The 24,886-nt window shown below is 64.8% G+C and carries 22 protein-coding genes; 7 read left to right on the forward strand and 15 right to left on the reverse strand.

Annotated elements, in window-relative coordinates:
- Nucleotides 1-124 precede the first annotated feature (124 nt).
- Together GPL20_RS06750 and GPL20_RS06755 are read right to left on the reverse strand one after the other, a co-directional pair.
- Nucleotides 125-2,185 carry a LamG-like jellyroll fold domain-containing protein gene (locus GPL20_RS06750; RefSeq protein WP_157328806.1) on the reverse strand — a complete coding sequence of 687 codons (2,061 nt, stop codon included), beginning with the start codon at nucleotides 2,183-2,185 and terminating at the stop codon, nucleotides 125-127.
- 471 nt (nucleotides 2,186-2,656) lie between these two features.
- A complete protein-coding gene (locus tag GPL20_RS06755) occupies nucleotides 2,657-2,812 on the reverse strand; it encodes a Thivi_2564 family membrane protein (protein ID WP_130363252.1) in 156 nt (51 codons plus the stop codon).
- A 269-nt stretch (nucleotides 2,813-3,081) separates the two neighbouring features.
- Here GPL20_RS06755 and GPL20_RS06760 point away from each other — a divergent pair, with 269 nt between their 5' ends.
- Nucleotides 3,082-5,175 carry a methyl-accepting chemotaxis protein gene (locus tag GPL20_RS06760; protein WP_157328807.1) on the forward strand — a complete coding sequence of 698 codons (2,094 nt, stop codon included), beginning with the start codon at nucleotides 3,082-3,084 and terminating at the stop codon, nucleotides 5,173-5,175.
- A gap of 220 nt (nucleotides 5,176-5,395) precedes the next feature.
- Here GPL20_RS06760 and GPL20_RS06765 read toward each other — a convergent pair whose 3' ends face one another.
- The gene (locus GPL20_RS06765; RefSeq protein WP_157328808.1) at nucleotides 5,396-6,046 is read right to left on the reverse strand and encodes a DUF2865 domain-containing protein; all 651 of its coding nucleotides are present in this window, start codon (nucleotides 6,044-6,046) and stop codon (nucleotides 5,396-5,398) included.
- Nucleotides 6,047-6,120: 74 nt separating this feature from the next.
- Complete coding sequence (locus GPL20_RS06770) at nucleotides 6,121-6,894, reverse strand: L,D-transpeptidase (RefSeq protein ID WP_157328809.1); 774 nt, start codon at nucleotides 6,892-6,894, stop codon at nucleotides 6,121-6,123.
- A gap of 209 nt (nucleotides 6,895-7,103) precedes the next feature.
- On the opposite strand from GPL20_RS06770, the gene GPL20_RS06775 reads away from it, so the two are divergent.
- The 5 genes from GPL20_RS06775 (at nucleotide 7,104) to GPL20_RS06795 (ending at nucleotide 11,238) form a co-directional block, all read left to right on the forward strand.
- Entirely contained in the window at nucleotides 7,104-8,216 is a 1,113-nt protein-coding gene (locus GPL20_RS06775; RefSeq protein ID WP_254125265.1) for an AI-2E family transporter, read from the forward strand.
- Between the two features lie 77 nt (nucleotides 8,217-8,293).
- On the forward strand, nucleotides 8,294-8,665 hold the full coding sequence (locus GPL20_RS06780) for an ElaB/YgaM/YqjD family protein (protein ID WP_167532920.1): 372 nt from the start codon (nucleotides 8,294-8,296) through the stop codon (nucleotides 8,663-8,665).
- A gap of 94 nt (nucleotides 8,666-8,759) precedes the next feature.
- Nucleotides 8,760-9,215, forward strand: a complete 456-nt coding sequence (locus GPL20_RS06785; protein ID WP_157328810.1) for a hypothetical protein — start codon at nucleotides 8,760-8,762, stop codon at nucleotides 9,213-9,215.
- A 187-nt stretch (nucleotides 9,216-9,402) separates the two neighbouring features.
- On the forward strand, nucleotides 9,403-10,545 hold the full coding sequence (locus GPL20_RS06790; protein WP_157328811.1) for an OpgC domain-containing protein: 1,143 nt from the start codon (nucleotides 9,403-9,405) through the stop codon (nucleotides 10,543-10,545).
- An 84-nt stretch (nucleotides 10,546-10,629) separates the two neighbouring features.
- The gene (locus GPL20_RS06795; RefSeq protein WP_157328878.1) at nucleotides 10,630-11,238 is read left to right on the forward strand and encodes a TetR/AcrR family transcriptional regulator; all 609 of its coding nucleotides are present in this window, start codon (nucleotides 10,630-10,632) and stop codon (nucleotides 11,236-11,238) included.
- A gap of 9 nt (nucleotides 11,239-11,247) precedes the next feature.
- On the opposite strand, the gene GPL20_RS06800 is transcribed toward GPL20_RS06795, so the two are convergent.
- From GPL20_RS06800 to GPL20_RS06830, 7 genes are all read right to left on the reverse strand, one after another.
- Nucleotides 11,248-12,906, reverse strand: a complete 1,659-nt coding sequence (locus GPL20_RS06800; protein ID WP_254125267.1) for a CHASE domain-containing protein — start codon at nucleotides 12,904-12,906, stop codon at nucleotides 11,248-11,250.
- Nucleotides 12,907-13,204: 298 nt separating this feature from the next.
- Nucleotides 13,205-13,828 carry an urease accessory protein UreG gene (ureG, locus tag GPL20_RS06805; RefSeq protein ID WP_157328812.1) on the reverse strand — a complete coding sequence of 208 codons (624 nt, stop codon included), beginning with the start codon at nucleotides 13,826-13,828 and terminating at the stop codon, nucleotides 13,205-13,207.
- A 61-nt stretch (nucleotides 13,829-13,889) separates the two neighbouring features.
- On the reverse strand, nucleotides 13,890-14,618 hold the full coding sequence (locus tag GPL20_RS06810; RefSeq protein WP_157328813.1) for an urease accessory protein UreF: 729 nt from the start codon (nucleotides 14,616-14,618) through the stop codon (nucleotides 13,890-13,892).
- Nucleotides 14,599-15,276 (reverse strand): urease accessory protein UreE, encoded by a 678-nt coding sequence (gene ureE / locus GPL20_RS06815; RefSeq protein WP_157328814.1) that lies wholly within the window; start codon nucleotides 15,274-15,276, stop codon nucleotides 14,599-14,601. Before ureE ends, GPL20_RS06810 begins: the two co-directional genes overlap by 20 nt.
- 14 nt (nucleotides 15,277-15,290) lie before the next feature.
- The gene (locus tag GPL20_RS06820) at nucleotides 15,291-15,590 is read right to left on the reverse strand and encodes a putative quinol monooxygenase (protein ID WP_027553941.1); all 300 of its coding nucleotides are present in this window, start codon (nucleotides 15,588-15,590) and stop codon (nucleotides 15,291-15,293) included.
- A 128-nt stretch (nucleotides 15,591-15,718) separates the two neighbouring features.
- On the reverse strand, nucleotides 15,719-17,434 hold the full coding sequence (ureC, locus tag GPL20_RS06825) for an urease subunit alpha (RefSeq protein WP_157328815.1): 1,716 nt from the start codon (nucleotides 17,432-17,434) through the stop codon (nucleotides 15,719-15,721).
- A 34-nt stretch (nucleotides 17,435-17,468) separates the two neighbouring features.
- On the reverse strand, nucleotides 17,469-18,008 hold the full coding sequence (locus GPL20_RS06830) for an HD domain-containing protein (RefSeq protein WP_157328816.1): 540 nt from the start codon (nucleotides 18,006-18,008) through the stop codon (nucleotides 17,469-17,471).
- A gap of 278 nt (nucleotides 18,009-18,286) precedes the next feature.
- On the opposite strand from GPL20_RS06830, the gene GPL20_RS06835 reads away from it, so the two are divergent.
- On the forward strand, nucleotides 18,287-21,796 hold the full coding sequence (locus tag GPL20_RS06835) for a PAS domain-containing hybrid sensor histidine kinase/response regulator (protein ID WP_157328817.1): 3,510 nt from the start codon (nucleotides 18,287-18,289) through the stop codon (nucleotides 21,794-21,796).
- An 11-nt stretch (nucleotides 21,797-21,807) separates the two neighbouring features.
- Here GPL20_RS06835 and GPL20_RS06840 read toward each other — a convergent pair whose 3' ends face one another.
- The 4 genes from GPL20_RS06840 to GPL20_RS06855 all read right to left on the reverse strand — a co-directional run bounded on the left by GPL20_RS06840 (nucleotide 21,808) and on the right by GPL20_RS06855 (nucleotide 24,771).
- Nucleotides 21,808-22,632 (reverse strand): SDR family NAD(P)-dependent oxidoreductase, encoded by an 825-nt coding sequence (locus GPL20_RS06840; protein WP_157328818.1) that lies wholly within the window; start codon nucleotides 22,630-22,632, stop codon nucleotides 21,808-21,810.
- A 17-nt stretch (nucleotides 22,633-22,649) separates the two neighbouring features.
- Nucleotides 22,650-23,168 carry a cytochrome P460 family protein gene (locus tag GPL20_RS06845; protein WP_167532921.1) on the reverse strand — a complete coding sequence of 173 codons (519 nt, stop codon included), beginning with the start codon at nucleotides 23,166-23,168 and terminating at the stop codon, nucleotides 22,650-22,652.
- 118 nt (nucleotides 23,169-23,286) lie between these two features.
- Entirely contained in the window at nucleotides 23,287-24,315 is a 1,029-nt protein-coding gene (locus tag GPL20_RS06850; protein ID WP_157328820.1) for an alpha/beta fold hydrolase, read from the reverse strand.
- A 36-nt stretch (nucleotides 24,316-24,351) separates the two neighbouring features.
- Entirely contained in the window at nucleotides 24,352-24,771 is a 420-nt protein-coding gene (locus GPL20_RS06855) for an organic hydroperoxide resistance protein (RefSeq protein ID WP_157328821.1), read from the reverse strand.
- Between the last annotated feature and the right edge of the window lie 115 nt (nucleotides 24,772-24,886).

Raw genomic sequence — 24,886 nt, forward strand, 5'->3', positions numbered from 1 at the left:
CCGTCCACACATCGCAGAACCGCGTGGAAACGCTCAGACAGTTGCGGGGAAAAAAGAAAATGTGGAACTCGTCGAAACGAACTCCACATTGTCGGTGCTCTCGTGTCGCCTCGACAGAATCAGGTCAGGTCCGGCGCGCGGTCAGCCATTGGTCGCGACCTATCGGACGGTAGACCATGCGGATCTCTCCGACCGCACCGAAGAAGCCGTCGGCCAGCACGCCATTCCACCAGCCTGCACCGAGAATCCATGGCTGCGGCGTGTTCTGCGAGCGCATGCCGATCGCAGCATTGCCCACGTTGCGCAACACCGGCGCGCCGTCGATGTACAGAGTGGTGGTGAGGGTCGACGGATCGTTTACGATCGCAACGTGATACCAGCTATCGCGAATGATCTCGCCCGACCAGTTGGTCTGCGCGTAGTGCGAGACGGAAGCCGGCACCACTTCCCACTGCACTTCACGCAGGTTCGAGATGGCGAACAAGACGCTCGACGCCTCCGGATCACCGCCCCAGTAGTTGCCCGGAAGGTTGCCGCGGTTGCCCACACGACCGAGGATATTTCCCCATTTGTGCAGGTTTGCCGTCCAGCCGGCCGGGATCTTCACAAAAGCCTCGACCGTGTAGCCGTTCCAGAAGCTGCGTCCGTTGAGCGACGCGGCTGACGCCGTCAGGAAGGCGTTGAGGCGACCGACCGTATTGTCGGTATTGAGAAACGAGACGCTGCCCGCAGCGGAGGACAGACGGTGCTTGTCCGTGGTCCACACGACGTCGCCAAGCTGGGCGGATGCGACGAGCGCCGCACGCATCAGATTGTTGCCGCCGGCGACGTCGGGCAGGATCCCGCCGATCGGAACGACCTGACCATCGACTATCGTGGAGGGCACGCGCCAGTGCGCCACGGTATCTGCCACGTGCGGATAGTCCTCGGTATCCACGGGCAGCACGACTTCCGGCGTCGGCGGATCGACATAACCGGCGAGCAGGTCGGCGCGCACGGTCGGAATGATCGCCGGTCCGGTCGGCACCTTGCTCGGACTGAACCGCGTAAACCGGGCGAAGCGGCTCTTGAAATTGATTGGGATCGAGAACCTGTTGTTCGGCGCCGTCAGTTCGGCGTGATCGAACTGGTTCAGCGTGCTCTTCGGCTTCTGCACCACCCAGGGCGAGAACGACATCACATCGATCTTGTTGTTGGTGAAGTCGACTTCGTAGAGCCGCATCATGGCGTTGCCGCCCTGATAATCCATCTGGTAGTCGACCACCATCTGGTGGACCGGATTGCCGAAATTGTTGATCTTGGAGAAATACGCCGCGCCATGGTAATGGCCGTTCAACGTCATGAAGATCTGATCCTTGTCGCGGATCAGCGTTTCCCACAGCATCTTGCCGTAATCGGTCTCCAGCGGCGACAGGCCGTCGCTGTCGATGTTGAGCAATTGGTGGTTGGAGAGAATGACCGGCAGCGACGGGTTGCGATCGATCACGTCGCGCGCCCAGGCGATGGCGCCGTCCGAAATGCGCCAGGACAGCGAGAGCACCATGAACTTCACGCCGCTGGCCTGGAAGATGTGGTACTCGTGGAAGCCGCTGCTGTCTCGCTCGCGGAACGTCGACTGCTGCGCCGCGCGGCTGCTCGGGAACCACTTCAAATAGGGCTCGGCATTGAGGCTGCGCTGGGCGTCGGTGCCGGAATTCTGATCCCATGCGTTATGGTAGTCGGTGTCGACGATGACGTCGTGGTTGCCAGCAAGGATCGAATAAGGGACCTTGGCATCTTCCAGCTTCTTCATCGCCGCGTCGGCTATGATCCACTGGTTCGGCTTGTTCTGCTGGTCGACCACGTCGCCCAGGTGGATGACGAAGCGGATGCCGTACTTCGCCGCGTTGTCGGCGATCCACTGGGTTTGCGCGTCGTATGGCGTTGAGCCATAGGCCTTCTGAAATTGCTGGCTTTCGTCCGTCGTCGCGTAACGCGAATAGAACTGCGTGTCGGGCAGCACCGCGATCGTGAAGCTGGTCAATGACGGAGCGCTGGTCTGCGCCTTTGCAGCGCCCGCGCCAAGCGCCAGCACGGACAGGCTGGCGGCGCCCTGAAGGACCGCGCGGCGATCGATCACGTGGCGCGTGGAAATGCTGCTGCCGGAACGATCGTTTCCAGCGCGGTCGATGTCGTCATTGCTCATGGAAGAATGCCTATTCCTACTCGGTCGATGTTTGCGACGGTAGGCGGGTCTCTAGCGACCGAAATTAACATTCAAATTAAGGAAATATATCATAATAAATGTTATCAAACGATCGCGCGGCGATCCGCCGTGCAACGCCAATCGGCCGTCAGCCGGCAGCAACAGATCGCTGCCGATTGGTCGGCACGAGGCTCGATCATGGGCAGCGCTGCCACCGGCAATGCACCCACGACCTGTTGTTTGCTCTCAGGTCGCGGAGGGCAAGACGTCAGAAGGATGATGCTTGCGGCTCGGCGCCCATTGGAGTGGCCCGCAGGCTGTGGCTTGGACTTGCGTCAATCGTCCATCGTGAAACTCCTTCTCGTGTGCGTGATGGCTCACGAGCCGGTGGTTTCATCGACGGACAACTGTCTTGGATGACAAAACTTCTGCTGCCTTCCCCGCCAGAGCCGGGAGGTCTCCCTTGGCGGCCTAGAACACCGTGAGGTATTTCAGCAGCGAGACCACACCGATGATGATCACGATCACGCGCGCGATCTGCTTGGCGCGGCCGTCCATCGGCAGCATGTTGATGAGATAAAGCACAAGAATGACGACGAGAAAGGTGACGAGTACCCCGATCAGCATCGCTGAGCCCCCTTCAGGCAAATTCCAATGAGGTCCTAACGCCGCTCGCCCGCCCTGGTTCCATGGCGGCAACCCACTGCAACTTCTAGTACTTACGTACTTCTACGATCGGGCCGACTGCCTAAAATTTTACCCTTTTGCTTTCTGATGCCGATGCCGCCTGCGCCGCGAGCCGCAAGCGACGTGCGATTGCCGATGCCACCGCCCCCGTTTTCGATGTTGCCGGGGCACCTCTTGCGACCTTTTGAAATGGGAATTGGGGGACTTCGATGCTGAATCGTCTGACCGTGTCCGCGCTGCTGAAGGCGGTGATCGCGATCACATCGGCCTGCGTGGTGATCGCGCTCTCGCTCACCGCCTACGCGTCCTGGGATCGCCTGAAGACCGCGAACCGTATATCGCAGATCGCCGACGCCTCCGCCGATCTGTTCAAGGCGATGCACAGCCTGCGCACCGACCGCTCCACCACCAACCGGCTGCTGAACGCGACCGAGCCGATGGACGCCGAGATCGACAAATATCTGCGCGCAATCCGCGACACCGAAATGCCCGCGATGGCGCGTGCGCTGGAGCTGTTGCCGGCCATGGACTTTCCGCAGTCGAGCACGCTGGTGCCGGAGCTCGCGCGCCTCCACAAATTGCTGGGCGAGGAGCAGAAGCAGTTCTGGGAAGAGGTCGCCAAGCCCAAGGACCAGCGCCGCGCCGGCCTGCCGAAGGAATACATGGAGACGACGCAGGGCCTGCTCGAGACGCTCGACAAGCTCTCCAACGTGCTGGCCGCCACCGTCAACCACCAGGACGCCGCGATCGACCAGCTGCTGTCGATCAAGCAGAACGCCTGGCTCTTGCGCAACACCGCGGGCGAAGCCTCACTGATCGTCGCGACGGGTCTTGCCGCCGGCAAGATCACGCCCGAGGCCCGCCAGACCTATACCCAATATGTCGGCGGCACGGCGGCGATGTGGAAGGCGCTGGAATTGTCGAGCTCGGGCATGCAGTTGCCGCCTGCGCTGGCGTCCGCCATGGCCGCGGTCAAGACTGCCTATTTCGAGCCGCAATATCTCGCCCTGCGTGATCGCCTCGCGGACACGCTGGTGAAGGGCGAAAAGGCCGAGATGACCGCCAATCAGTGGAGCCCGGTCACGGTCGGCCGCCTGGCGAGCGCGGTCACGGTGGCGGAAGCCGCCCTCGACGCCGCGCGAGCCCATACGCTGGAGCAGCGCAGTTCCGCACAGCGCGCGCTCATCCTGCAGCTGGGCCTGCTGATGCTCGCCATCGGCCTTGCCGTCGGCGCCATCATGCTGGTCAGCCGCCGCGTCATCCATCCCTTGAACACCATCCGCGACGCCATGCTGAAGGTTGCCGGCGGCGATCTCGCCGTCGACAGCGGCTATCTCGACCGCCAGGACGAGATCGGCGCGCTTGCCGGCGCTCTGGAAACCTTCAAGCAGCAGGCCACCGAGAAGCTGAAGATCGAGCAGCAGGAGCGCGAGCGCAATGCGGGTGCGACCGCGCGCCAGCGCGCGGTCGATGCCTATGTCGGCGAGTTCGAGGGCATGGTGCGCAAGACGCTCGGCGAATTGAGCGAGGCCTCCGGACAGATGCGCAAGACCTCGGGCGATCTGTCCGCCGTGTCGCGCCAGACCAATGACCGCGTCGAGATCGCCGGCAAGGCCTCCAATGACGCCTCCATGAGCGTCGACAGCGTTGCGGCGGCCGCCGAAGAGCTCTCCGCCTCGATCAACGACATCAGCCAGCAGGCCGCCCATGCCGCGGGCATCGCCGGCCGCGCCGTCACGCAGGCCCGCGAGACCGACGGAACGGTGCAGGGGCTGGCGAAGTCCGCAGGACGCATCGGCGAGGTCGTCGGCCTGATCAACACCATCGCGGCGCAGACCAACCTGCTCGCGCTCAATGCCACGATCGAGGCGGCGCGCGCCGGCGAAGCCGGCCGCGGCTTCGCCGTGGTCGCCTCCGAGGTGAAGTCGCTGGCGAGCCAGACCGCGAAGGCGACCGAGGAAATCTCCGAGCAGATCGCCGACATCCAGAAGGTCGCGGGCGACGCCATCAACGCGATCCAGACCATCGGCGGCATCATCGGCGAGGTGAACGAGGTCGCGACCGCGATCGCCGCCGCCGTGCAGGAACAGGGCGCGGCGACCCAGGAGATCACCCGCAGCACCCAATATGCGGCGCAGGGTACCAAGAACGTCTCGGACAACATCACCGGCGTGAAGGCCGATGCCGACACCGCGGCCGGCGCGGCGGAGAACGTCAAGCAGGCCTCCGAGATGCTGGAGACGCAAAGTCGCCAGCTCGGCCATCAGGTCAGCGATTTTCTGGGCAGGATCCGCGCGGCGTAAGGGTTGGGGTTGGAGAGAAGGCTGTAACTACACCTTCGGTGTCGTCCCTGCGAACGCAGGGACCCATAACCACAGTGAGAAGTTGCGGCGCGAGCCGGCAACGACGAATCTTCGCCAAACTGCTCCCTGTGGTTATGGGTCCCGGATCTGCGCTTCGCTTGTCCGGGACGACAGTGGAGATTGGGGAGGCAGCGCCGCGCCCCATTCGACGTCGCGGCCCCTACTCCTTCGCCACCACCGGCACCTGGCGGAATCTGGCGCGCACTGACTGCGGCAGCGGGGAGAAATTCATCGCGACGCCGCGGCGGTCGTTGGCGTTGCGGTTGGCGACCACCAAGCCGTCGCTGCCCGCGACGATGTCGCCCTTGCGCAGGGTGGGATCGTCCTCGACCTTGATCTGGGCGAGCCCCACGGGATCCTTGCCGTTGCAGGTGCAGCCCGCGACGATCTCGCTGCGATAGCGGAATGCGTTCGGCAGCTCGGAATAGGATTTTCCGTTCTCCGTCGTGGCATCGTCGATATTGCTGCCATAGACCAGCGAGGTTTCTGACGCCGGGCAGAAGCTCTTGCAGGACTGTGCCTTGCTCTCGGCATCGGCTCCCTGCGCCGGGAAGTAGCGGCCGTCGCAGCCGCGCACGCAATAGGCCGCGCCGCCGCCATAGGCGGCCCGCTGGCGCGGCACATCGTAACGCGGCATGTCGTCGTTCGGGAACGGCATCCGGATCTGGGGAGGGCGCGCTCCGAAGGCGCCGAACAGCGCCGAGAAAAAATCCTCCGCATGCGCCGACGGCGCCAGCGCGAGGCTGAGGGAGGTGACGATGAACAAGGCCGCCGCACCGCCAGCCAGCTTGCCGATCGATCGTTTTCGCATGCGACTCATTCAACTCCTAAAGCGAGATGCATGATCTTTTCGGAAAACCGCTGCACACTTTTCCGGATCATGCGCTAGTTCACCGACGACGCCGAGATGTTCAGCGCCTGGCGGCCCGACGGCTGCGTCGTCACCGCCGGATGCTTGCGTACGGCATCCCCGCCTCTCGCCATCAGCGGCGCATTCTTCGGCAGCACCACGACCTTGGCGCCGACATTGACGCGGCCGAAGAGATCCATGACGTCCTCGTTGGTCATGCGGATGCAGCCTGACGAGACGAACTTGCCGATCGTCGTGGGATCGTTGGTGCCGTGGATGCGGTATTCGCTCGAGCCGAGATACATCGCGCGGGCACCGAGCGGGTTACCTGGACCGCCCGCCACGAAACGCGGCAGATAGGGCTGGCGCGCGATCATCTCAGCCGGCGGATGCCAGTCCGGCCATTCCGCCTTGCGGCTGACGCTCTGCACACCCGACCAGGTGAAGCCCTCGCGGCCGACGCCGACACCGTAGCGGATGGCGCGACCCTGGCCGAGCACGTAGTAGAGATAGGTGTTGTTGGTATCGATGACGATGGTACCGGCCGGCTCGCTCCTGTCGAAGCTGACGATCTGCTTGCGCAGCCGGTCGGGCAATTGGGCATCCTCGTCGGCCGCCTGCGGCGCCTCGCTTCCATAGCCCCGCGAATAGCCCTGGTCCTGCGGATACGGCTGCAGCTGCATCGGCGCATAGCCGAAGCTTTGCGCGTTTGCGCTGCCAAAGGGCACGGTGAGCAGCGCGGTTGCGAAAGCAGAAGCGGCCATGGCCCGCAGCGAGAAGCGGCGGCGAACTGGAGATAAGCTTGTCATGTGCTGCCCCGTTGGGTGTGTGCATCTGGGTGATGCGGCCTCCAACAAACGCGGCCGGACCGACTCAGGTTCCACCGCTGCCTGCGGCGGCGACGTCACAGTCAAGCGAGCACATCTTCACGAAGCCGCGATGGAACCGTCGTGCCCCTCATGCGTTTTCTGACCGTCAACGGGCGCGCGGATCGAAGCTTCCGTGCGGGAGAGGTATTGTGCGCGTCCTTCCCAGCGAACGTCTGATTCCCGGCAACAGCGAAGGTAGCCCGCTCCCCGACAGCCACGCCGAGCTGCCGCCGGTGATCCGTCGGACCGAGTTCGTCGCGCTCGCGCTCGCAGGCCTGCTCGTGATCGCCATCGTCGCCGTGCTCTATGTCGGGAAGGCGTTCTTCCTGCCCGTGGTGATGGCGTTCGTCACCGGCACCATGCTGTCGCCGGCGGCGAGCTTCCTCGAGCGATGCAAGGTGCCGCGCGCGCTCGGAGCCGTCCTGATCGTGATCGCGGTGACGACGGTGGTCACGTTCGTGGTGGCGCTGATCGCCTCGCCTGCGATGGAATGGAGCTCACGCCTGCCGGAGCTCGGCGCGCAATTGAAGGACAAGCTGCACGTGTTCGACCGGCCGCTGGCGCTGTGGCGGGAGCTGCAGGCCATGCTCGGCGGATCGGAGGGACTGCCGAGCTTCCAGATGCCGAAGATCGAGTGGGTGCAGCCGACGCTGGAATTCCTGTCGCCGACCTTTACCGAATTCCTGCTGTTCTTCGTCACCCTCATCCTGTTCATCGCGAGCTGGCGCGACCTGCGGCGGGCAATGATCATGACTTTCAGCGACCGCGACGCGCGGCTGCGCACGCTCCGGATCCTCAACGAGATCGAGGTCCATCTGGGCAACTACCTCTTGACCGTCACCCTCATCAATGTCGGCGTCGGCGTCGGCACCGGCCTCATCTGCGCACTCACCGGCATGCCCAATCCGGCCGGGCTGGGCGCATTGGCGGCAACGCTCAACTTCATTCCGATCATCGGGCCGGTCGCGATGTTCGCCGTGCTGGTCGTGGTGGGGCTCGTTGCCTTCCCGACCATCGGCGGCGGCCTGATGGCGGCGCTCGCCTTTGGTGGCCTCACCTTCCTGGAGGGACATTTCGTCACGCCGACCATCATCGGGCGGCGGCTGGCGCTCAATGCACTCGCGGTCCTGCTTGCACTGGCGTTCTGGACCTGGATGTGGGGCCCCATGGGCGCCTTCCTGTCGTCGCCGCTGCTGATCGTCGCGCTGATCCTGAAGGAGCATCTGCTGCCGCCGGATGCGCCGCAGCTCCCGCAGGCCTGAGGGGTTTCCGCAAACGGAACTTCCCCGACGACGAAACGTTTTCCGGCTATCTCAGCCGTCAACAGTTCGGAGCTCCTATGTCAACGCCCAATGCCGAAGCCGGGATGAGAGACTGGACCGACAAAGCCACCAGAGAACGCCTCGAGAAGGATGTAGCAGCTGTGAAAAGCGATATCGCCGCCCTCACCGACCAGATCACCGACGCGCTCAACACCTTCGCCAATTCCACCAGCAAGCAAGCCCGCCGCGGCTATCGCCAGGCGCGCGAGAACATGGATTCCGCGATCGACGACATGTCGGAGCGCGGCAGCGCGATGATGGGTGCTGCGCAAGATGCCTACGGCTCGATCGAGGAGACGCTGGAAGACGCCATCACGCAGCGGCCGCTCGCGACCGTCGGGCTCGCGCTCGGGATCGGCTTCCTGATCGGCCTCGCCTGGCGCCGGTAGGATTTGCGGAACGGACCTCGATACGGCGGCGCCGCCGCGCCGCCGATGCTGGCTTGCGGACGCTTCGGCTTGTGGGGAATTGAGGAGCAAGGCCATGTTTCAGCGCATCATCGACGGGATCAGTGCATCCACCGGCGCGACCGTCCGGCTGACCTCGCTGGCCGCGGGCGCGGCATTCGCGCTGTTCGTGACGACCTGCTTCCTCTGCGCCGCCGCCTTCATCTCGGTGCTGGAGAAGTATGGCCCGGTGCAGGCCTGCCTTGCCGGCGCCGGCATCTTCTTCCTGCTGACGCTCACGGCTGCTGGCACCTATTGGGGCTACAAGCGCGAGGTGCAGAAGCGCGCCCGCATCGCGGCCGAGCGTGCCGCGAAGTCGGCGGCGCAGAGCATGCTCACGGACCCGATGCTGCTGGCAACGGGGCTCCAGATCGTCCGCGCCATCGGAATCAAGCGATTGTTGCCGATCCTGGCGATCGGCGGTGTCGCGCTCGGAATCATGGCGAGCCGCGCCGGCGTACCGGACGAAACATCGGCCGAACCCGCCGAGTAACCACGAAAGCGGGTTAGAAAATTTCGTCGTGCGGGTCGCCAACGCATCTGCCGGAATCCGGCGGGACCGAAATGCGCAATTTTGCGCCATACGACGCAAATGTCCCCGCCATCACGCAAACGCTACTCGGATGGGCAGGCAGTTGCCGGTAAAAGCATCATCCTGATTTAAAAAGCTATTTTACTCAATGAAACCGTTGGTCAAGGCGAACCTCTCCGCATTCCATCACGACGCCAGGCTGTACCTGACGCTCGGCATCGCCAACTGGTCGGTGTTCGTCGATCACATTCCGAACAACGTCGTCAACCTGCTGACGCTGCGTAACTTCGGCTTCAGCGGGGCTGCGGATCTGTTCGTGTTCGTGGTCGGCTATGGCGTCGCCATCATCCACGGCAGGATGGCGCTGGAGCGCGGCTACGTCGTCGCGGCGACGCGCATCTTCCGCCGCGTCTGGCGGCTCTACGCCGCCTATGTCGTGCTGTTCGTCATCTATATCGACACCATCGCCTATGTCGCCTCGCAATCGATGGCGCCGGAGATCATCCACGAATACAATATCTCCGGTATTCTCGAGCACCCGCTGCGCATCCTGGTCCGCGGCCTCGTGCTCCAGGAGGAGCCGCTGAACCTCGACCTCCTGCAGCTGATGATCCCGCTGATGGCGTTCTTTCCGTTTGCGCTGTGGGGCCTGTTGCGGTGGCCGAACCTGACGCTTGCGGCATCGATCGCGCTGTATCTCGCCGCACGCTGGTTCGACTGGAATTTTCGGGTGTATCCGGACCAGGAGTGGACCTTCAATCCGCTGTGCTGGCAGATGCTGATGGTGCTGGGCGGCTGGTTCGCCGTGACGGGTGCACCCGGACGGCTGCTGCGCGGCATGTCCTGGCTGCGGATCCTCGCCGGGAGCTATCTCGTCCTCGCGATGGCCGTCACCTTGATGCGGCATTCGCCGGCGTTGTCCGCCTACCTGCCGGAGGTCATCCTCGACAGCATCGCGCCGACCGACAAGGAAAATCTCGCGCCCTATCGCGTGACCCACTTCCTGGCGCTCGCCCTCCTCGCCACCCATCTCATCCCGGCCGATCATCCCGGGCTGGAATGGAAGCCGCTTCAGGCGGTCATAAGATGCGGCGAGGAATGGCTCGCCGTGTTCTGCATCGGCGTGTTCCTGTCCTTTGCCGGCCATCTCATCCTGATCACCGGCCCCAATCTGGTGGCGATGCAGATCGCGGTGAGCCTCGTTGGCTTCGCGGCGATGACCGCGGTCGCATACTACATCTCCTGGTCGAGGCGGCAGGACCTGCCCGCCGCCTTGCGGCAGCAGGCCTAACGAGAAAATCGTGCGATTCTGCTAGGCCGAAAGCCGTGGCTGCGCTATGCGGGGTGGCTCTGCGGGAGGAGACCGGGCGTGGCGATGGCTAAGAGCGGGGGCGAAGAGGCTGACAGCGCGCGCCGGCGCGGCCGGCCGCGGTCGATCGAGACCAGCAATTCCATCCTCGAAAGCGCCTATGCACTGATGGCCGCCACCGGGCTTGCCACCACCACCATCGATGCGGTGGCGCGCCACTCCAACGTCTCGAAGATGACGATCTACAAATGGTGGCCGTCGCGCGAGGCGCTGCTGATCGACGCCTTCCTCCATCATGCCGCACAGATGCTGCCGCTGCCCCCGGTGAGCTCCGGCACGCCGGCGGCGCGCGCACGTCGCCATGCCGCGGCCTATGCCGAGGCGCTCCAGGGCGAGTTCGGCAAGGTCCAGCTCGCCGTCATCTCCGAATGCATCTCGAAGACCGGCTCGGCAGAGCTGTTCTACGCCCGCTATCTGCAATTCCGTCGGGACGCGCTGGTCGCGATGATCGCCGCGGGCCAGAAGGACGGCAGCATCCTGGCCGAAGGGGCGCCTGAGGATCTCTATGATGCGATCTATGGCGGCCTGTTCTACCGCTACGTCTTCGGCATCGCGCCGGTCACGCCGGCCTACGCGCGCAGCCTGGTCGACCTGGTGCTGCGGCCGAAGGGCTGAGGCGCCGCTCTATCGCACCGGCCGCACCGGCGCCGAGATCTTGTCCGTGCGATCGCGCTCGGTCATGTCGACCACCGTCTCCATCGGCGCGGTCAATTCATAGACGTAGGACACGTCGGTGAAATAGCGCTTGGCGGTGCCGCCGAGCGCTTCGGGCGCGACGCGGTCGAGCAGGATCAGGCCGAAATCCGAGTCGGGGCGGCGCGTCGCCTCGCTGGTGTTGAACTCCTCCCAGCGGAAATGGAAGATCTCCTCGGGCTCCTCGCCCGTCACCGTCCAGTTGGCGGTGATGTGCGGATGCTTGCCGACCAGCGACAGACCCTCGTCGGAATGCGAGGCGAGCTCGAAGAACAGCAGCGACAGACTCTGCGCCGCGCGCGCGCTGACGGCGATGTCCGGACCGGTGACGGCGATACGGTCGGCGTGCGGGATGGCGCGTGCCTCGAACAGGCCCTTCAGCTTGACGCCCTGCCACTGGCTCTCGCTGAGCAGCGAGACCACGTTGGACATGGCGTGGATGCGGCCGATCAGGAGCTCGCGCGCGACGTCGATGTCGGAGCCGTGCCGTAACGTCCGCGTCACGATCGACTGGATCACCGCCAGGATGTTCTTGACCCGGTGGTTGAGCTCGTCGATCACAGCGGTCAGCCGGCGCTCGAAGCCGATCCGCACCTGGATTTCCCGGCTGAGCCGCAGATTGTTGTAGGCGACGTAACCGAACAGCCCGCACACCATCGCGGTGATGGCGAAGCCGATCGCGGCGACGATGATCGCGGTCTGCTCGGCGCGACGCGCCGAGTTGGTCTTGGCGTAATAGCTGAGCTGCCAATCGCGGGCGCCGAAACTCACCGTGCGCGTCGCCGATGGCGCCGGCCCGTCTGCCGCCGCCATGCGCGCGGAGACAATGCCCTGGTCATTGGCGACGAGCTCGCCGCCTTCCTTGCGCGGATCCCTGAGCGCGACCGAGAACAACGACATGTCGTCATTGGTCAGCATCAGCGAGGCGAGCTCGTAGGAAAAGGTGACGAACCCGGCCGGCTCCGTTGCTCCCTCGGGAATGACGGGCGCGGCCACGATGACGCCGACCGGCCCGTTGCCGCGCAGCAGCGGAACCGGATCCGAGGCAACCGACCTCTTCTCGACCCGCGCACGCGTCAGCATGGCGCTGCGGACCGGATCCTGGTCGTAGCTGCGGCCCGGCAGCGCCTTGGTTTCGTTGCTGCGCGGCTCGAGATCCATCAGCACGTCGATCGGCAGGGTGATGCGAGCCAGATCGATCGGCTTGTCGTCATATGTGCGGATCTGCGGATTCGGGAAGCCCGCGCCGGCGATGGCGGCCTGCGCCGCCGTAAGCTCGTTCGGCTTCAGCCGGGCGATCCACGAGGCCACCACGAAATCCGTTTTGAAGGCGTAGATCGCCGAGCGCAGCGGCTCCAGCATGTTCGGCTTGATCACGGACGGCGCGCGGAACAGGCCTGAGGCGACACGCGCGAGCAGCTCGCGCTCGGTCAGCCGGTCCTGGACCAGGCTCGCATGGACGTCGATCGCGCGCGCGAGCGCGATCCGGTCCAGAGCCAGCTCCTGATCGTGCACGCGATAGGCGGCAAGCCCGGAGAGCAAGGCTCCGAGCAGAGCGATGAAGCCGATAATGAAACCCAGCCGGACCACGCGACTACTCAGGCGAAGGCAGGAGGTCGGCAATAAACATGGAGCATATGAACGCCGCTCGAACGGCCATGTGCCGAAGCAGGGTGAACCCCAGTGGCGGAGATAATGGAGGAGGAGGCATCAGTACGCAACTTGGGTCGCCTGAAAAGCTTAATCCGGCCGGCCGGGCACCCGGCCGGGGCGGATTTGCCCCGGGCACCGGAGGTATTTAATCGCCGTGTCCGAAATTTGTTCCGCGGCCGCGGCCCTGCCCCAGACGTTAACGGGCAAAAGCGCCTGCGCTAAGTCGTCGCGTCCGTCAGCCCGCCCGCTTCAGGCCGCCCTTGGCCTCGATGAAGCTGACGATGCGGTCGAGCCCCTCGCTCTTCTTCAGGTTGGTCATGACGAAGGGACGCGCACCGCGCATGCGCCTGGCATCCGTCTCCATCTTCTCGAGGGAGGCGCCGACATGGGGCGCAAGGTCGATCTTGTTGATGACGAGGAGATCCGAGCGGGTGATGCCGGGGCCGCCCTTGGACGGAATCTTGTCCCCGGCCGCCACATCGATCACATAGATGGTGAGATCGGCGAGCTCCGGGGAAAAAGTGGCAGCGAGGTTATCGCCGCCGGATTCGATCAGCACGAGGTCGAGCCCGGGGAATTTCGCGCGCATGTCCGCAACCGCGGCCAGGTTCATCGAGGCATCCTCACGGATCGCGGTGTGCGGGCAACCGCCGGTCTCGACCCCGGCGATGCGGTCCGGCGTCAGCGAGCCCGAACGCACGAGGAATTCCGCATCCCATTTGGTGTAAATATCGTTGGTGATCGCGGCGATGTCGTAGCGCTCGCGCATGGTCTTGCAGAGCAGGTCCATCAGCGCGGTCTTGCCCGATCCGACGGGGCCGCCGACGCCGACGCGCAGGGGGCCGTGAGACGTAGCCATGAGACAGATCCTCAGTTCATACTTTCGGGGGCGTCCGGCGAAGGGTTAACGACCGCACCATTCATGACCGGAACAGCCGCGTATATTGCGTCTCGTGCCGCAGACTGGCGAGATCGGCGCGAAACGTCGCGCCGCCGAGATCGTCCAATGTCGCATTCAGCGCACGACCGGCGGTCGCGGCGACAGCCGCTTCCAGTCTCGCCAGCACGCGCTGGCTGTCGGTCTGGCCGAGCGGGATGAGGCGGCTGGCCGCGGAGATCCAGTTCGAGACCAGCGCATGCAGGAAAGCGTGCAGCGTCGGCGCCAGCGGCACGCCATGCGTCGCGGCGACCACGCCGACGGCGACAGGATAGACCAGTGGCGCGCCGCATCCCGCGACCATGGCATCCAGGCCGTCCGCATCCCATGCGGCGCGGGCGATGTCGATGAAGGCGCGCCCCTGCGACGTGGTCTCGAGCTGCCGCTCGCGCGACGGCACGAAGGCGCCAGCGAGCTCCGCGACCTCGCGCAAGCACGCTTCCTCGCCGGCCTCGGCGGCGCGATAGGCGTGGACCAGGAAGATCGCATCGCAGAGGCCCGAACCATCGCCGAGCATCGCATCGAGCCAGTCAGCCAGTGTTGCGGTATCGATGATGTCGCCCGCCTCGACCGCCCATTCGATGCCGCTGGAATAGGAGAAGCCGCCGACCGGAAAGGCCGGCGACAGCCAGGTCATCAACCGGTACAGCGCCGCCGCCTCGCGTCCGGCGAGGTCACCGGTGCTGACCGGCTCATTTGTGGTCATGAGCATGCTTGTGGCCGTGGTGATGGTCGGGGTGGTCGCAATGCTCGTCGTGGTGATGGTGGTGACCGTGGCCATGATCATGTGCAGCATGATCGTGATGGTGATGGTCGTGACCATGATGATCGTGACCGTGATGGTCATGGCCGTGATGGTCATGGTGATCGTGACCATGATCGTGGTGCTCATGGCCGTGGTCGTGATGCGCATGGTCATCGTGACCATGCGCATGGCCGGCATCGGCGTAGGCGCCGCCTTCAGGATCGAACGGCGCCTCGATCTCGATCACGCGCGCGCCGAGTCCCTTCACCATCGCCTCGATGACGTGGTCGCGGCGGATGCGCAGGGCCTTGGCCATGATCTGCGTCGGCAGATGACGGTTGCCGAGATGCCAGGCGACGCGGATGAGGTGATGGGGATCGCGGCCGCGGAGCTCGAGCAGCGGCTCGGGCGCAGCGACCACTTCGACCAGCCGTCCGTCCTCCAGCACCAGCGCATCGCCGCCGCGCAGCGCCACGGCGTTCTCCAGGTCGAGCAGGAATTCGAGACCCCGCGTCCCCGTCATCGCCATGCGGCGGCGGTGCCGATCGTCGAAATCGAGCACGACCGTATCCGCCGGCGCCTCCGCGAAGCGATGTTGCCCCTTGACCTGCGTTGCCCGGATCATGCGCTTTTACCCCGTTACCGTGTCTCGACCTTCTCGGGCGTGATCACCTCGATCTTCGGCGGCGCGGTGAAGCACTTCACCGCGACGCGGCCGAACGTCTTCATATGCTCCATGGCGCGATGCGGCACCAGCGCCTCGGCATTCTCCCACTGCTCGACGAACACCATCTTGCTGGGATCGGTGACGCTCTCATGCAGATCATAGGCGATGTTGCCGGGCTCTTTCCGCGTCTCCTTGATGCAGGCGGTGGCGGCAGCAATGAATTCGGCGCGCGTTTCGGGCTTGATGGTCAAGGTGGCAACGACATAGATCACGAGAAATCCTCCCGGCTTTTCTTCTCTGGTTACGATACCGGGCGGGACATTAGACCAGCCGGGATCGAACGCAAAACCGGAAAAGCCGCCTCCGGATATGCGCCGGAGACATGTGTTGAGGCGCTATTTCAGTACATGAAATATCGTTGTGCCATCGGCAGCACCTCGGCCGGCGCGCAGGTGAGCAGCTCGCCGTCGGCGCGGACCTCGTAGGTCTCCGGATCGACCTCGATATCGGGCGTGGCGTCGTTGTGGATCATGCTCTTCTTCGAGATCTTGCCGCGGGTGTTCTGGACCGCATAGAGCTTCTTGTCGATGCCAAGTTTTCGCGCGAGGCCGCCGGTGATGGCGGCCTTCGAGGTGAACACAACGGACGACGCGGTGCGCGCCTTGCCGAAGGCCCCGAACATCGGTTGGTAATGCACCGGCTGCGGCGTCGGGATCGAGGCGTTGGGATCACCCATCGGGGCGGCGACGATCGTGCCGCCCTTGACGATGCAGTCGGGCTTGACGCCGAAGAAGGCCGGCGACCACAGCACGAGATCGGCAAGCTTGCCCTTCTCCACCGAGCCGATCAGCTTCGACACGCCATGGGCGATCGCGGGGTTGATCGTATACTTGGCGATGTAGCGCTTGACGCGGAAATTATCGTTGTCCTTGCCCTTGTCCTGCGGCAGCGACCCGCGCTGCTTCTTCATCTTGTCGGCGGTCTGCCAGGTCCGGATGATGACCTCGCCGAGACGGCCCATCGCCTGCGAGTCCGAGGACATCATCGAGAGCGCGCCGAGATCATGCAGGATGTCTTCGGCGGCAATGGTCTCTTTCCGGATGCGGCTCTCGGCGAAGGCGAGGTCTTCCGCGATCGAGGGATCGAGGTGGTGGCACACCATCAGCATGTCAAGATGCTCGTCGATAGTGTTGCGCGTGAAGGGCCGCGTCGGATTGGTCGAGGACGGCAGCACGTTCTTCAGGCCCGCGACCTTGATGATGTCGGGGGCGTGACCGCCGCCGGCGCCTTCGGTGTGGAAGGCGTGGATAGTGCGGCCCTTGAACGCCTTGATCGTGTCCTCGACGAAGCCGGATTCGTTCAGCGTGTCGGTGTGGATCATCACCTGGATGTCATGATCGTCGGCCACCGACAGGCAGTTGTCGATCGCGGCTGGCGTGGTGCCCCAGTCCTCGTGCAGCTTCAGCGCGCAGGCGCCGCCCTTGATCATCTCGACCAGCGCGGCCGGCCGCGAGGCATTGCCCTTGCCGGAAATGCCGAGATTGACCGGGAAGGCGTCGAACGACTGGATCATCCGCCCCATGTGCCACGGCCCCGGCGTGCAGGTGGTGGCGAAGGTGCCGTGCGAGGGGCCGGTGCCGCCGCCGAGCATCGAGGTCACACCACTCATCAGCGCGTGCTCGATCTGCTGCGGACAGATGAAATGGATGTGGCTATCGAAGCCGCCGGCCGTGAGGATTTTTCCTTCGCCCGCGATCACGTCGGTGCCGGGGCCGATGATGATGGTGACGCCCGGCTGGATATCGGGATTGCCGGCCTTGCCGATCGCCGAGATCATACCGTCCTTGATGGCGACGTCGGCTTTCACGATGCCCCAGTGATCGACGATCAGCGCATTGGTGATGACGGTATCGGCCGCGCCCTGCCTGTTGGTGACCTGCGACTGGCCCATGCCGTCGCGGATCACCTTGCCGCCGCCGAACTTCACCTCCTCGCCATAGGTGGTGAAATCCTTCTCCACCTCGATGATGAGGTCGGTGTCGGCGAGCCGCACCCTGTCGCCGGTGGTCGGGCCGAACATGTCGGCATAGACGGAACGCTTCATCTTGACGGACATCACAAGCCCCGTTTGCGTTTGAATGTTTGGTGGGTCACAGCAAGGCCCTCGCTGCTTTCACGGCATCGTCGAATTTCTCGTCGAGCCACGCATTGCCGCCGCGGCAGCCCGCAACGACCTGCGTGGCCCACCCGATATAATCGGCGAGATCGTCGCGCTCCTCGGCACTCGGGTCGGTCTGAATGCGCGCCGCTGTATTGCTGATCTTGTCGGCGATCTTGATCAGTTTCGCGCCCGGTGATTTGTGTGGAGCGCCCTCGATCTGCTTTTGCCGCCGCTCGGCCTTCGGCAGGCTCATGTCGTCGGTGCATTCCGCGACGAGGGACGCGACACGCTCGGAGAGTGTCTGCGCGAGCTCCTCGCGCGTGGTGTCGGTGTCCTCGATCGTATCGTGCAGCCAGCCGGCCGCGACCAACTCGGCGTCGGCACCGTCAGTCGCGGTTGCGAGCAGGTTCGCGACCTCGGCGAGATGATTGATATAGGGCTCGTTGCCGCGCCCCTTGCGCGCCATGCCGTTGTGGCGGCGCGCAGCGAGTTCGGCAGCTTCAGAGACGAGGCGGATTGGTGACAGCATGGCAAATTCCTCCGTTTTCGCCTCAACGGTGCCGTTACCTGCTTCGTTCCTCGGCACGCTCTCTCCGTTCCCTCCCCCCTTGCGGGGGAGGGTCAGGGAGGGGGGTGCCACACGGGGACTCTTTGAGCAGCCCCGAGAACGCCAACGCACCTTAACGACAACCCCAGTTCCCGCCTCCGCGCAGCATTTCGCTGTCGCTTGCTCCTGCGCAACGCGCTAGATTTGCAGGGAAAATGAGAGCGGGCGCCGGTGCGCGCCTAGGGAGAAGCACGCTCGCCATGCTGCACGACTGGGGCGTGATCGCCGCCGCCTTCGGCTACATCGGCTTTCTGTTCCTGGTGGCGAGCCATGGCGACCGCCGCTCGCAGGCCAAGGCCGGCCGCGCGTCCGGGTTGATCTATCCGCTGTCGCTGGCAATTTACTGCACCTCCTGGACCTTCTTCGGCTCGGTCGGCTTTGCCACCCGCACCTCGACCGACTTCCTCGCGATCTATGTCGGCCCGATCCTGATGATCGGGCTCGGCGCCGGCGTCTTGCGCCGCGTGATCCAGCTCGCCAAGGCCCACAACATCACCTCGATCGCCGACTTCATCGGCGCGCGCTACGGCAAGAGCCAGGCGGTGGCGGCGACGGTGGCGCTCATCGCCATCATCGGCTCGGTGCCCTATATCGCGCTCCAGCTCAAGGCGGTCGCCTCCTCGCTCGGAACGATCCTGAGCGAAGACCAGGCGTTCTCCCACATCCCGATCCTCGGCGACATGGCGCTGATGGTGACGCTGGCGATGGCGGCCTTCGCCGTGCTGTTCGGCACGCGGCAGACCGACGCCACCGAGCACCAGCACGGCCTGATGCTGGCGATTGCGACCGAGTCGATCGTCAAGCTGGTCGCCTTCCTCGCCGCCGGCATCTTCGTCACCTTCTGGATGTTCTCGCCGCACGAATTGATCGAGCGCGCCATGAAGACGCCGGAGGCGGTGCGCACCATCAACTACTCGCCGTCGATCGGCAACTTCCTCACCATGACGCTGCTGTCGCTGTGCGCGATCATGCTGCTGCCGCGCCAATTCCACGTCAGCGTGGTCGAAAACTCCTCGGACGCCGAGGTCGGCCGCGCACGCTGGCTGTTCCCGCTCTATCTCGTCGCGATCAACTTGTTCGTGATCCCGATCGCGCTCGCCGGCCTCATCAGCTTCCCGTTCGGCGCCGCCGATCCCGACATGTACGTGCTGGCACTGCCGATCGAGGGCGGTGCGGACCTGCTCAGCGTCGCCGTCTTCGTCGGCGGCCTGTCGGCGGCGACCGCGATGGTGATCGTCGAATGCGTCGCGCTCTCAATCATGGTCTCGAACGACCTCGTGGTGCCGCTGGTGCTGCAACGACGGCCGGAGGGCCGCACCGGCGGCGCCGATTTCAGCGACTTCCTGCTGCGCTCGCGGCGACTCGCGATCTTCGCCATCATGGTGATGGCCTATTTCTATTATCGTGCGCTCGGCAATACCCAGCTCGCAGCGATCGGCCTGCTCTCCTTTGCCGCCATCGCCCAGCTCGCGCCGAGCTTTTTCGGCGGATTGTTGTGGCGGCGCGCGACCGCGCGCGGCGCGATCGGCGGCATGCTGGTCGGCTTCGCAGTGTGGCTCTACACGCTGTTCATCCCGAGCTTCATGGACTCTTCGACGACGGGCATCCTGCTGCTCCAGCACGGACCGTTCGGAATCGAGGCGCTGCGGCCGCAGGCGCTGTTCGGCGCCGACCTGCCGCCGCTGATGCATGGCGTCGTCTGGTCGCTGTCGCTCAACATTCTCACCTATGTGTTGCTGTCACTGGCGCGCCGGCCGTCTTCCATCGAGCTGGTGCAGGCCGATCTGTTCGTCCCCAACACGCTCGCGCCGATCTCCCCGAGCTTCCGCCGCTGGCGCACCACCGTCACCGTGCAGGACATCCAGACCACGGTGGCGCAATATCTCGGGCCCGACCGCGCCCGGCACTCGTTCGAGGCGTTCTCGGCGCGGCGCAATGTGCGGCTCGAGCCGGGGGCGCCCGCGGATTTCGAGCTGCTGCAGCACGCCGAGCACCTGATCGCCTCCTCGATCGGCGCAGCGTCCTCGCGGCTCGTGATGTCGCTGCTGCTGCGCAAGCGGACGGTCTCGGCGAAGGCCGCGCTGAAACTGCTCGACGATTCCCACGCGGCGCTGCACTTCAACCGCGAGATCCTTCAGACCGCGCTCAACCATGTGCGCCAGGGTATCGCGGTGTTCGATGCCGATTTGCAACTGATCTGCTCCAACCGGCAATTCGGCGACCTCCTCAACGTTCCCCCGCATTTCATCCAGTTCGGCACGCCCCTGCGCGAGATCCTCGAGTTCATGGGGGTGAGCGATCCGGCCGATCAAGCTGACCGCGAGGCAATTATCGAGCAGCGGCTTGCGGCCTACACCACCGACAGCGAGCCCTATCTCGAGCGTCTGCCGGAACGCCACATGGTGATCGAGGTGCTCACCAACCGCATGCCCGGCGGAGGTTTCGTCATCACTTTCACCGACGTCACGCCCACCTTCGAGGCTGCGGAAGCGCTGGAGCGCGCCAACGCGACGCTGGAAAAGCGCGTGCGCGACCGCACCGAGGAATTGACGCGGCTGAACTCGGAACTGGCGCTGGCCAAGAGCACGGCAGAGGACGCCAGCATCTCCAAGACACGCTTCCTGGCCGCAGCCAGCCACGACATCCTCCAACCGCTGAACGCGGCGCGGCTCTATGTCACGAGCCTGGTCGAGCGCCAGCACAGCGGCGAGGAGACGCGGCTGGTCGAGAACATCGACGAGTCGCTCCAGGCGATCGAGGAGATCCTCGGCGCGCTGCTCGACATCTCCAGGCTGGATGCCGGCGCGATGACGACCTCGATCTCGAGCTTCAAGATGGCCGATCTGATGCGCTCGCTGGAGATCGAATTCGCTCCGATCGCGCGGGCCAAGGGCCTAGAGCTCGCCTTCGTGCCCTGCTCGCTACCGGTCGAATCGGATCGCCTGCTTCTGCGCCGGCTGCTCCAAAACCTGATCTCCAACGCGATCAAATATACCCCGCGCGGCCGTGTGCTGGTCGGTTGCCGCCGCCAGGGCCCCTCGCTCAAGATCTGCGTCTACGACACTGGCGTCGGCATCCCACCGGTCAAGCGCGGCGAGATCTTCAAGGAATTCCACCGCCTCGAACAGGGCGCGCGGATCGCGCGCGGCCTGGGGCTGGGGTTGTCGATCGTCGAGCGGCTGGCGCGTGTGCTCAAGCACGGCATCGCGATCGACGGCAATACGAGCGGCGGCTCGGTCTTCTCGGTGACGGTGCCGACGGCCAAGGCGATCACCCACACGGCCGCGGTGACCAGCGCGACGCCGCTGGCGCGCACTCCGATTTCAGGCGCCCTGATCGTCTGCATCGAGAACGACGCGGCGATCCTAGACGGCATGCGCACGCTGCTGAAGGCCTGGGACGCCGAGGTGATCGCGGTCGCCGATCCCGAAGGCGCGATCGCCGCGATCGAAGCTGCCGGACGGCGCGTCACCGGTCTTTTGGTCGACTATCACCTCGACCGCGGCAACGGCATCGCCGCCATCCGCGACATCCGCCGCCGCTTCGGCGACGCCATTCCCGCTATCCTGATCACCGCCGACCGCAGTCCCGCCGTGCAGCTGGCCGCGCGCGAGGAGAACGTCGCGGTGCTGAACAAACCGGTGAAGCCAGCTTCGCTCCGCGCCCTGCTCGGCCAGTGGCGCACGCAGCAGATGGTGGCGGCGGAGTGACACGCGGCCGGTCAGTAGTCGGTTGATACGCTAAGCGCGCGCCACTTCTCCAATTCTTCGAGGCGCAGCCGGTCCGTCGCCGCAATGGCGTCCACGGCGTCGCTGCCGAGCGCAATCCGTAGCGGCGGACGATCCATATCGGCGAGCTTCAGCACAACCGCGGCAGCCTTCGCGGGGTCGCCCGGCTGGCGGCCATCGTAGTCGCGTTGCATCCTGACGGCCGCCCCAACGACCGCGTCGTACTCCGCTCGCCCCTCGCCGGTCACATGGGCGGCTTGCGCAAAGCCGGTGCGGAAGCCGCCGGGTTCGACGATTGTCACGTTGACGCCGATCAACGCCATCTCGCGCGCCAGCGATTCCGAAAAGCCTTCGATCCCCCATTTCGCGGCCGAATACGCCGCGCGCGCCGGAGCACCGATCCGTCCGCCAACGGATGAGACTTGCACGATATGTCCGCGGCCCTGCCGACGCAGCACGGGGATCGCTACCTTGGTCACGATGATGGTGCCGATCAGATTGGCCTCGATCTGTCGTCGGAATGAGTCCAGGCTCGTGTCCTCGACCGATCCGAGATTGCCATAGCCGGCATTGTTCACGACGACATCCATGCCGCCGAATGCCTCCGCTGTAAGGTCGACGGCCGATCGCGCGTCGGCTTCATCGGTGACGTCGAGCTTTGCGAGGCGCAGCCTGTCACCGAAGCGTTCTCTGAGCGGCTCGAGCGGCTTCGTGTCGCGAGCCGAGGCCACGACCTGGTCGCCCGCCACAAGCGCAGCTTCGGTGATCGCGCGGCCAAGTCCGCGCGAACTGCCGCTGATGAACCACGTCTTCGGCATATTCGTCTCCGGGCGGCTCAAGGCGCGAGCCGGGTGAAGACGTAGTCACGGCTCTTGGCGCGGGCTTCGTGACAGCCCCAGCAGGTGCGGTGCTGGGCTTCGTCGACCGGCTTGCCATTGACGAAGCGGCCAAAGCCCCAGCCGCCCGTTGAAGCATATTTCTTGGAATCCTTGACCATCACCTGCACCGTGGTGGCGGCGCCGGGAATCGTCGCGGACGCAAATTCGGGTGACTGTTTCCGCTTCCACGCGCGCTTGACCAGAATGGTGCCGTCCGGGAACGGAAGCTTTCCGGCCTGATAGGCGTCGATCGCGGTCTGGTTGCCGACAACGGTGCGAAGCTCGTCGAGCGGCGCCGCCTCTTCGGCCGGCGCAACCAACTCCCATTGCTTGTAGCCTGGCGGAATCGTGACGCCGAAGATCGGCGAAGCGTCCGCCGCACTTCGTTCCGCAGGCCCCTCCGCAAAGGCTATCGTCACCAGATATCGGACGCATGTCAGGAGTACGACGAGCAGGACCACGGCGAGTACGGCCATCGTGGCGTAGCGAGATTTATTTTTTGCAGGTTCGGTTGGCGTCATGACGTTTCACTAAGCTGGGATCAACGGGCGGTCCTCGGTCCAACCCGGGCCGGACCGAGGCCACGACAAATCTTCAGGCGCCATCAGCGTCGATGACGGCCTTGGCAAAGGCTTGCGGTGCTTCCTGCGGCAAATTGTGGCCGATGCCGCCGGTGATGAGGCGGAAGTCATACCGGCCGGCGAACTTCTTGGCATAGGCGGTCGGGTCGGGATGCGGCGCGCCGTTGGCGTCGCCTTCCATCGTGATCGTCGGCACGTCGATCACCGGGGCCGCCGCAAGCTTCTTTTCGAGATGCTCGTATTTCGCTTCGCCCTGCGCGAGCCCGAGCCGCCAGCGGTAGTTGTGGATCGTGATCGCGACATGATCCTTGTTGTCGAGCGCCGCTGCGCTTCGATTAAAGGTGGCATCGTCGAACTTCCACTGCGGCGAGGCGAGCTTCCAGATCAGCTTGGCGAAATCATGCGTGTACTTCTCGTACCCGGCGCGGCCGCGCTCGGTCGCGAAATAGAATTGATACCACCATTGCAGCTCGGCCGACGGCGGCAGCGGTGCGTTGCCCGCAGCCTGGCTGGAGATCAGATAGCCGCTGACCGACACCAGTGCCCGGCAGCGATCCGGCCATAGCGCGGCGATGATGTCGGCCGTGCGCGCACCCCAGTCGAAACCGGCGACGACCGCCTTCTTGATGTCCAGCTTGTCCATCAGCGCGATGATGTCGGCGGCCATCGCAACAGGCTCGCCGTTGCGCGGCGTCTCACTGGAGAGAAAATGCGTCGTGCCGTAGCCGCGCAGGTAAGGGATGATCACGCGATAGCCGGCCTTTGCCAGGATCGGCGCGACATCGACGAAGGCGTGGATGTCGTAGGGCCAGCCGTGCAGCAGGATCGCAACGGGACCGTTCGAGGGACCGGCCTCGGCATAGCCGACGTTGAGGACGCCGGCCTCGATCTGCTTGATCGCGCCGAAGGACGCATTCGATGCCGAGGAGCGCGGCGCTTCCGTCTCGGCGCGGGCGAGATCGATCACGCCGAGACCAATGGCAACGGTTCCCGCGGCGACTCCGAAGAACTGACGACGGTGCTGGTCGATGATCTGCTTCATGGTGTTACTACCTTGTTGAGGGTTGGGGGTGGCGCGTCAGATCAGCGCGACCGTGACGTCGATATTGCCGCGGACGGCCTTGGAATAAGGGCAAGTCTGGTGCGCCTCATCGACGATGCCGCGTGCGATCTCGCGATCGAGGCCCGGCAGGCTGACATTGAGGCGCGCCCGCAGCGAGTAGGCACCCTCGTCGAGCACGAGGTCGATCTCGGCATCGATCGCGCATTTCCTGGGAAGCTCGATCTTCCGCTTGCGCGCCGCGATCTCCATCGCGCCTTCGAAACACGCCGACCATCCGGCCGCGAACAATTGCTCGGGATTGGTGCCGATGCCTGCACCACCCGGCGGCGACAACTTGACGTCAAGGCGGCCGTCGGAACTGCGCGATATGCCGTCGTGTCGACCGCCGCTGGTGTGGGTCCGTGCCGTGTAGAGTAATTTTGCCGCATGCGTCATGAAGGTCTCCTTGCCGTCGCGCAACTGACTAGCAGCGGCTGCCGCAGGACACCCGTTTGGACTTGTGAGAAGTTGTGAGGTCCCAGCCCGCGCGCCTCACAAGGCCTGCATCCGC

It is taken from the genome of Bradyrhizobium cajani, assembly GCF_009759665.1.
Taxonomy (GTDB): domain Bacteria; phylum Pseudomonadota; class Alphaproteobacteria; order Rhizobiales; family Xanthobacteraceae; genus Bradyrhizobium; species Bradyrhizobium cajani.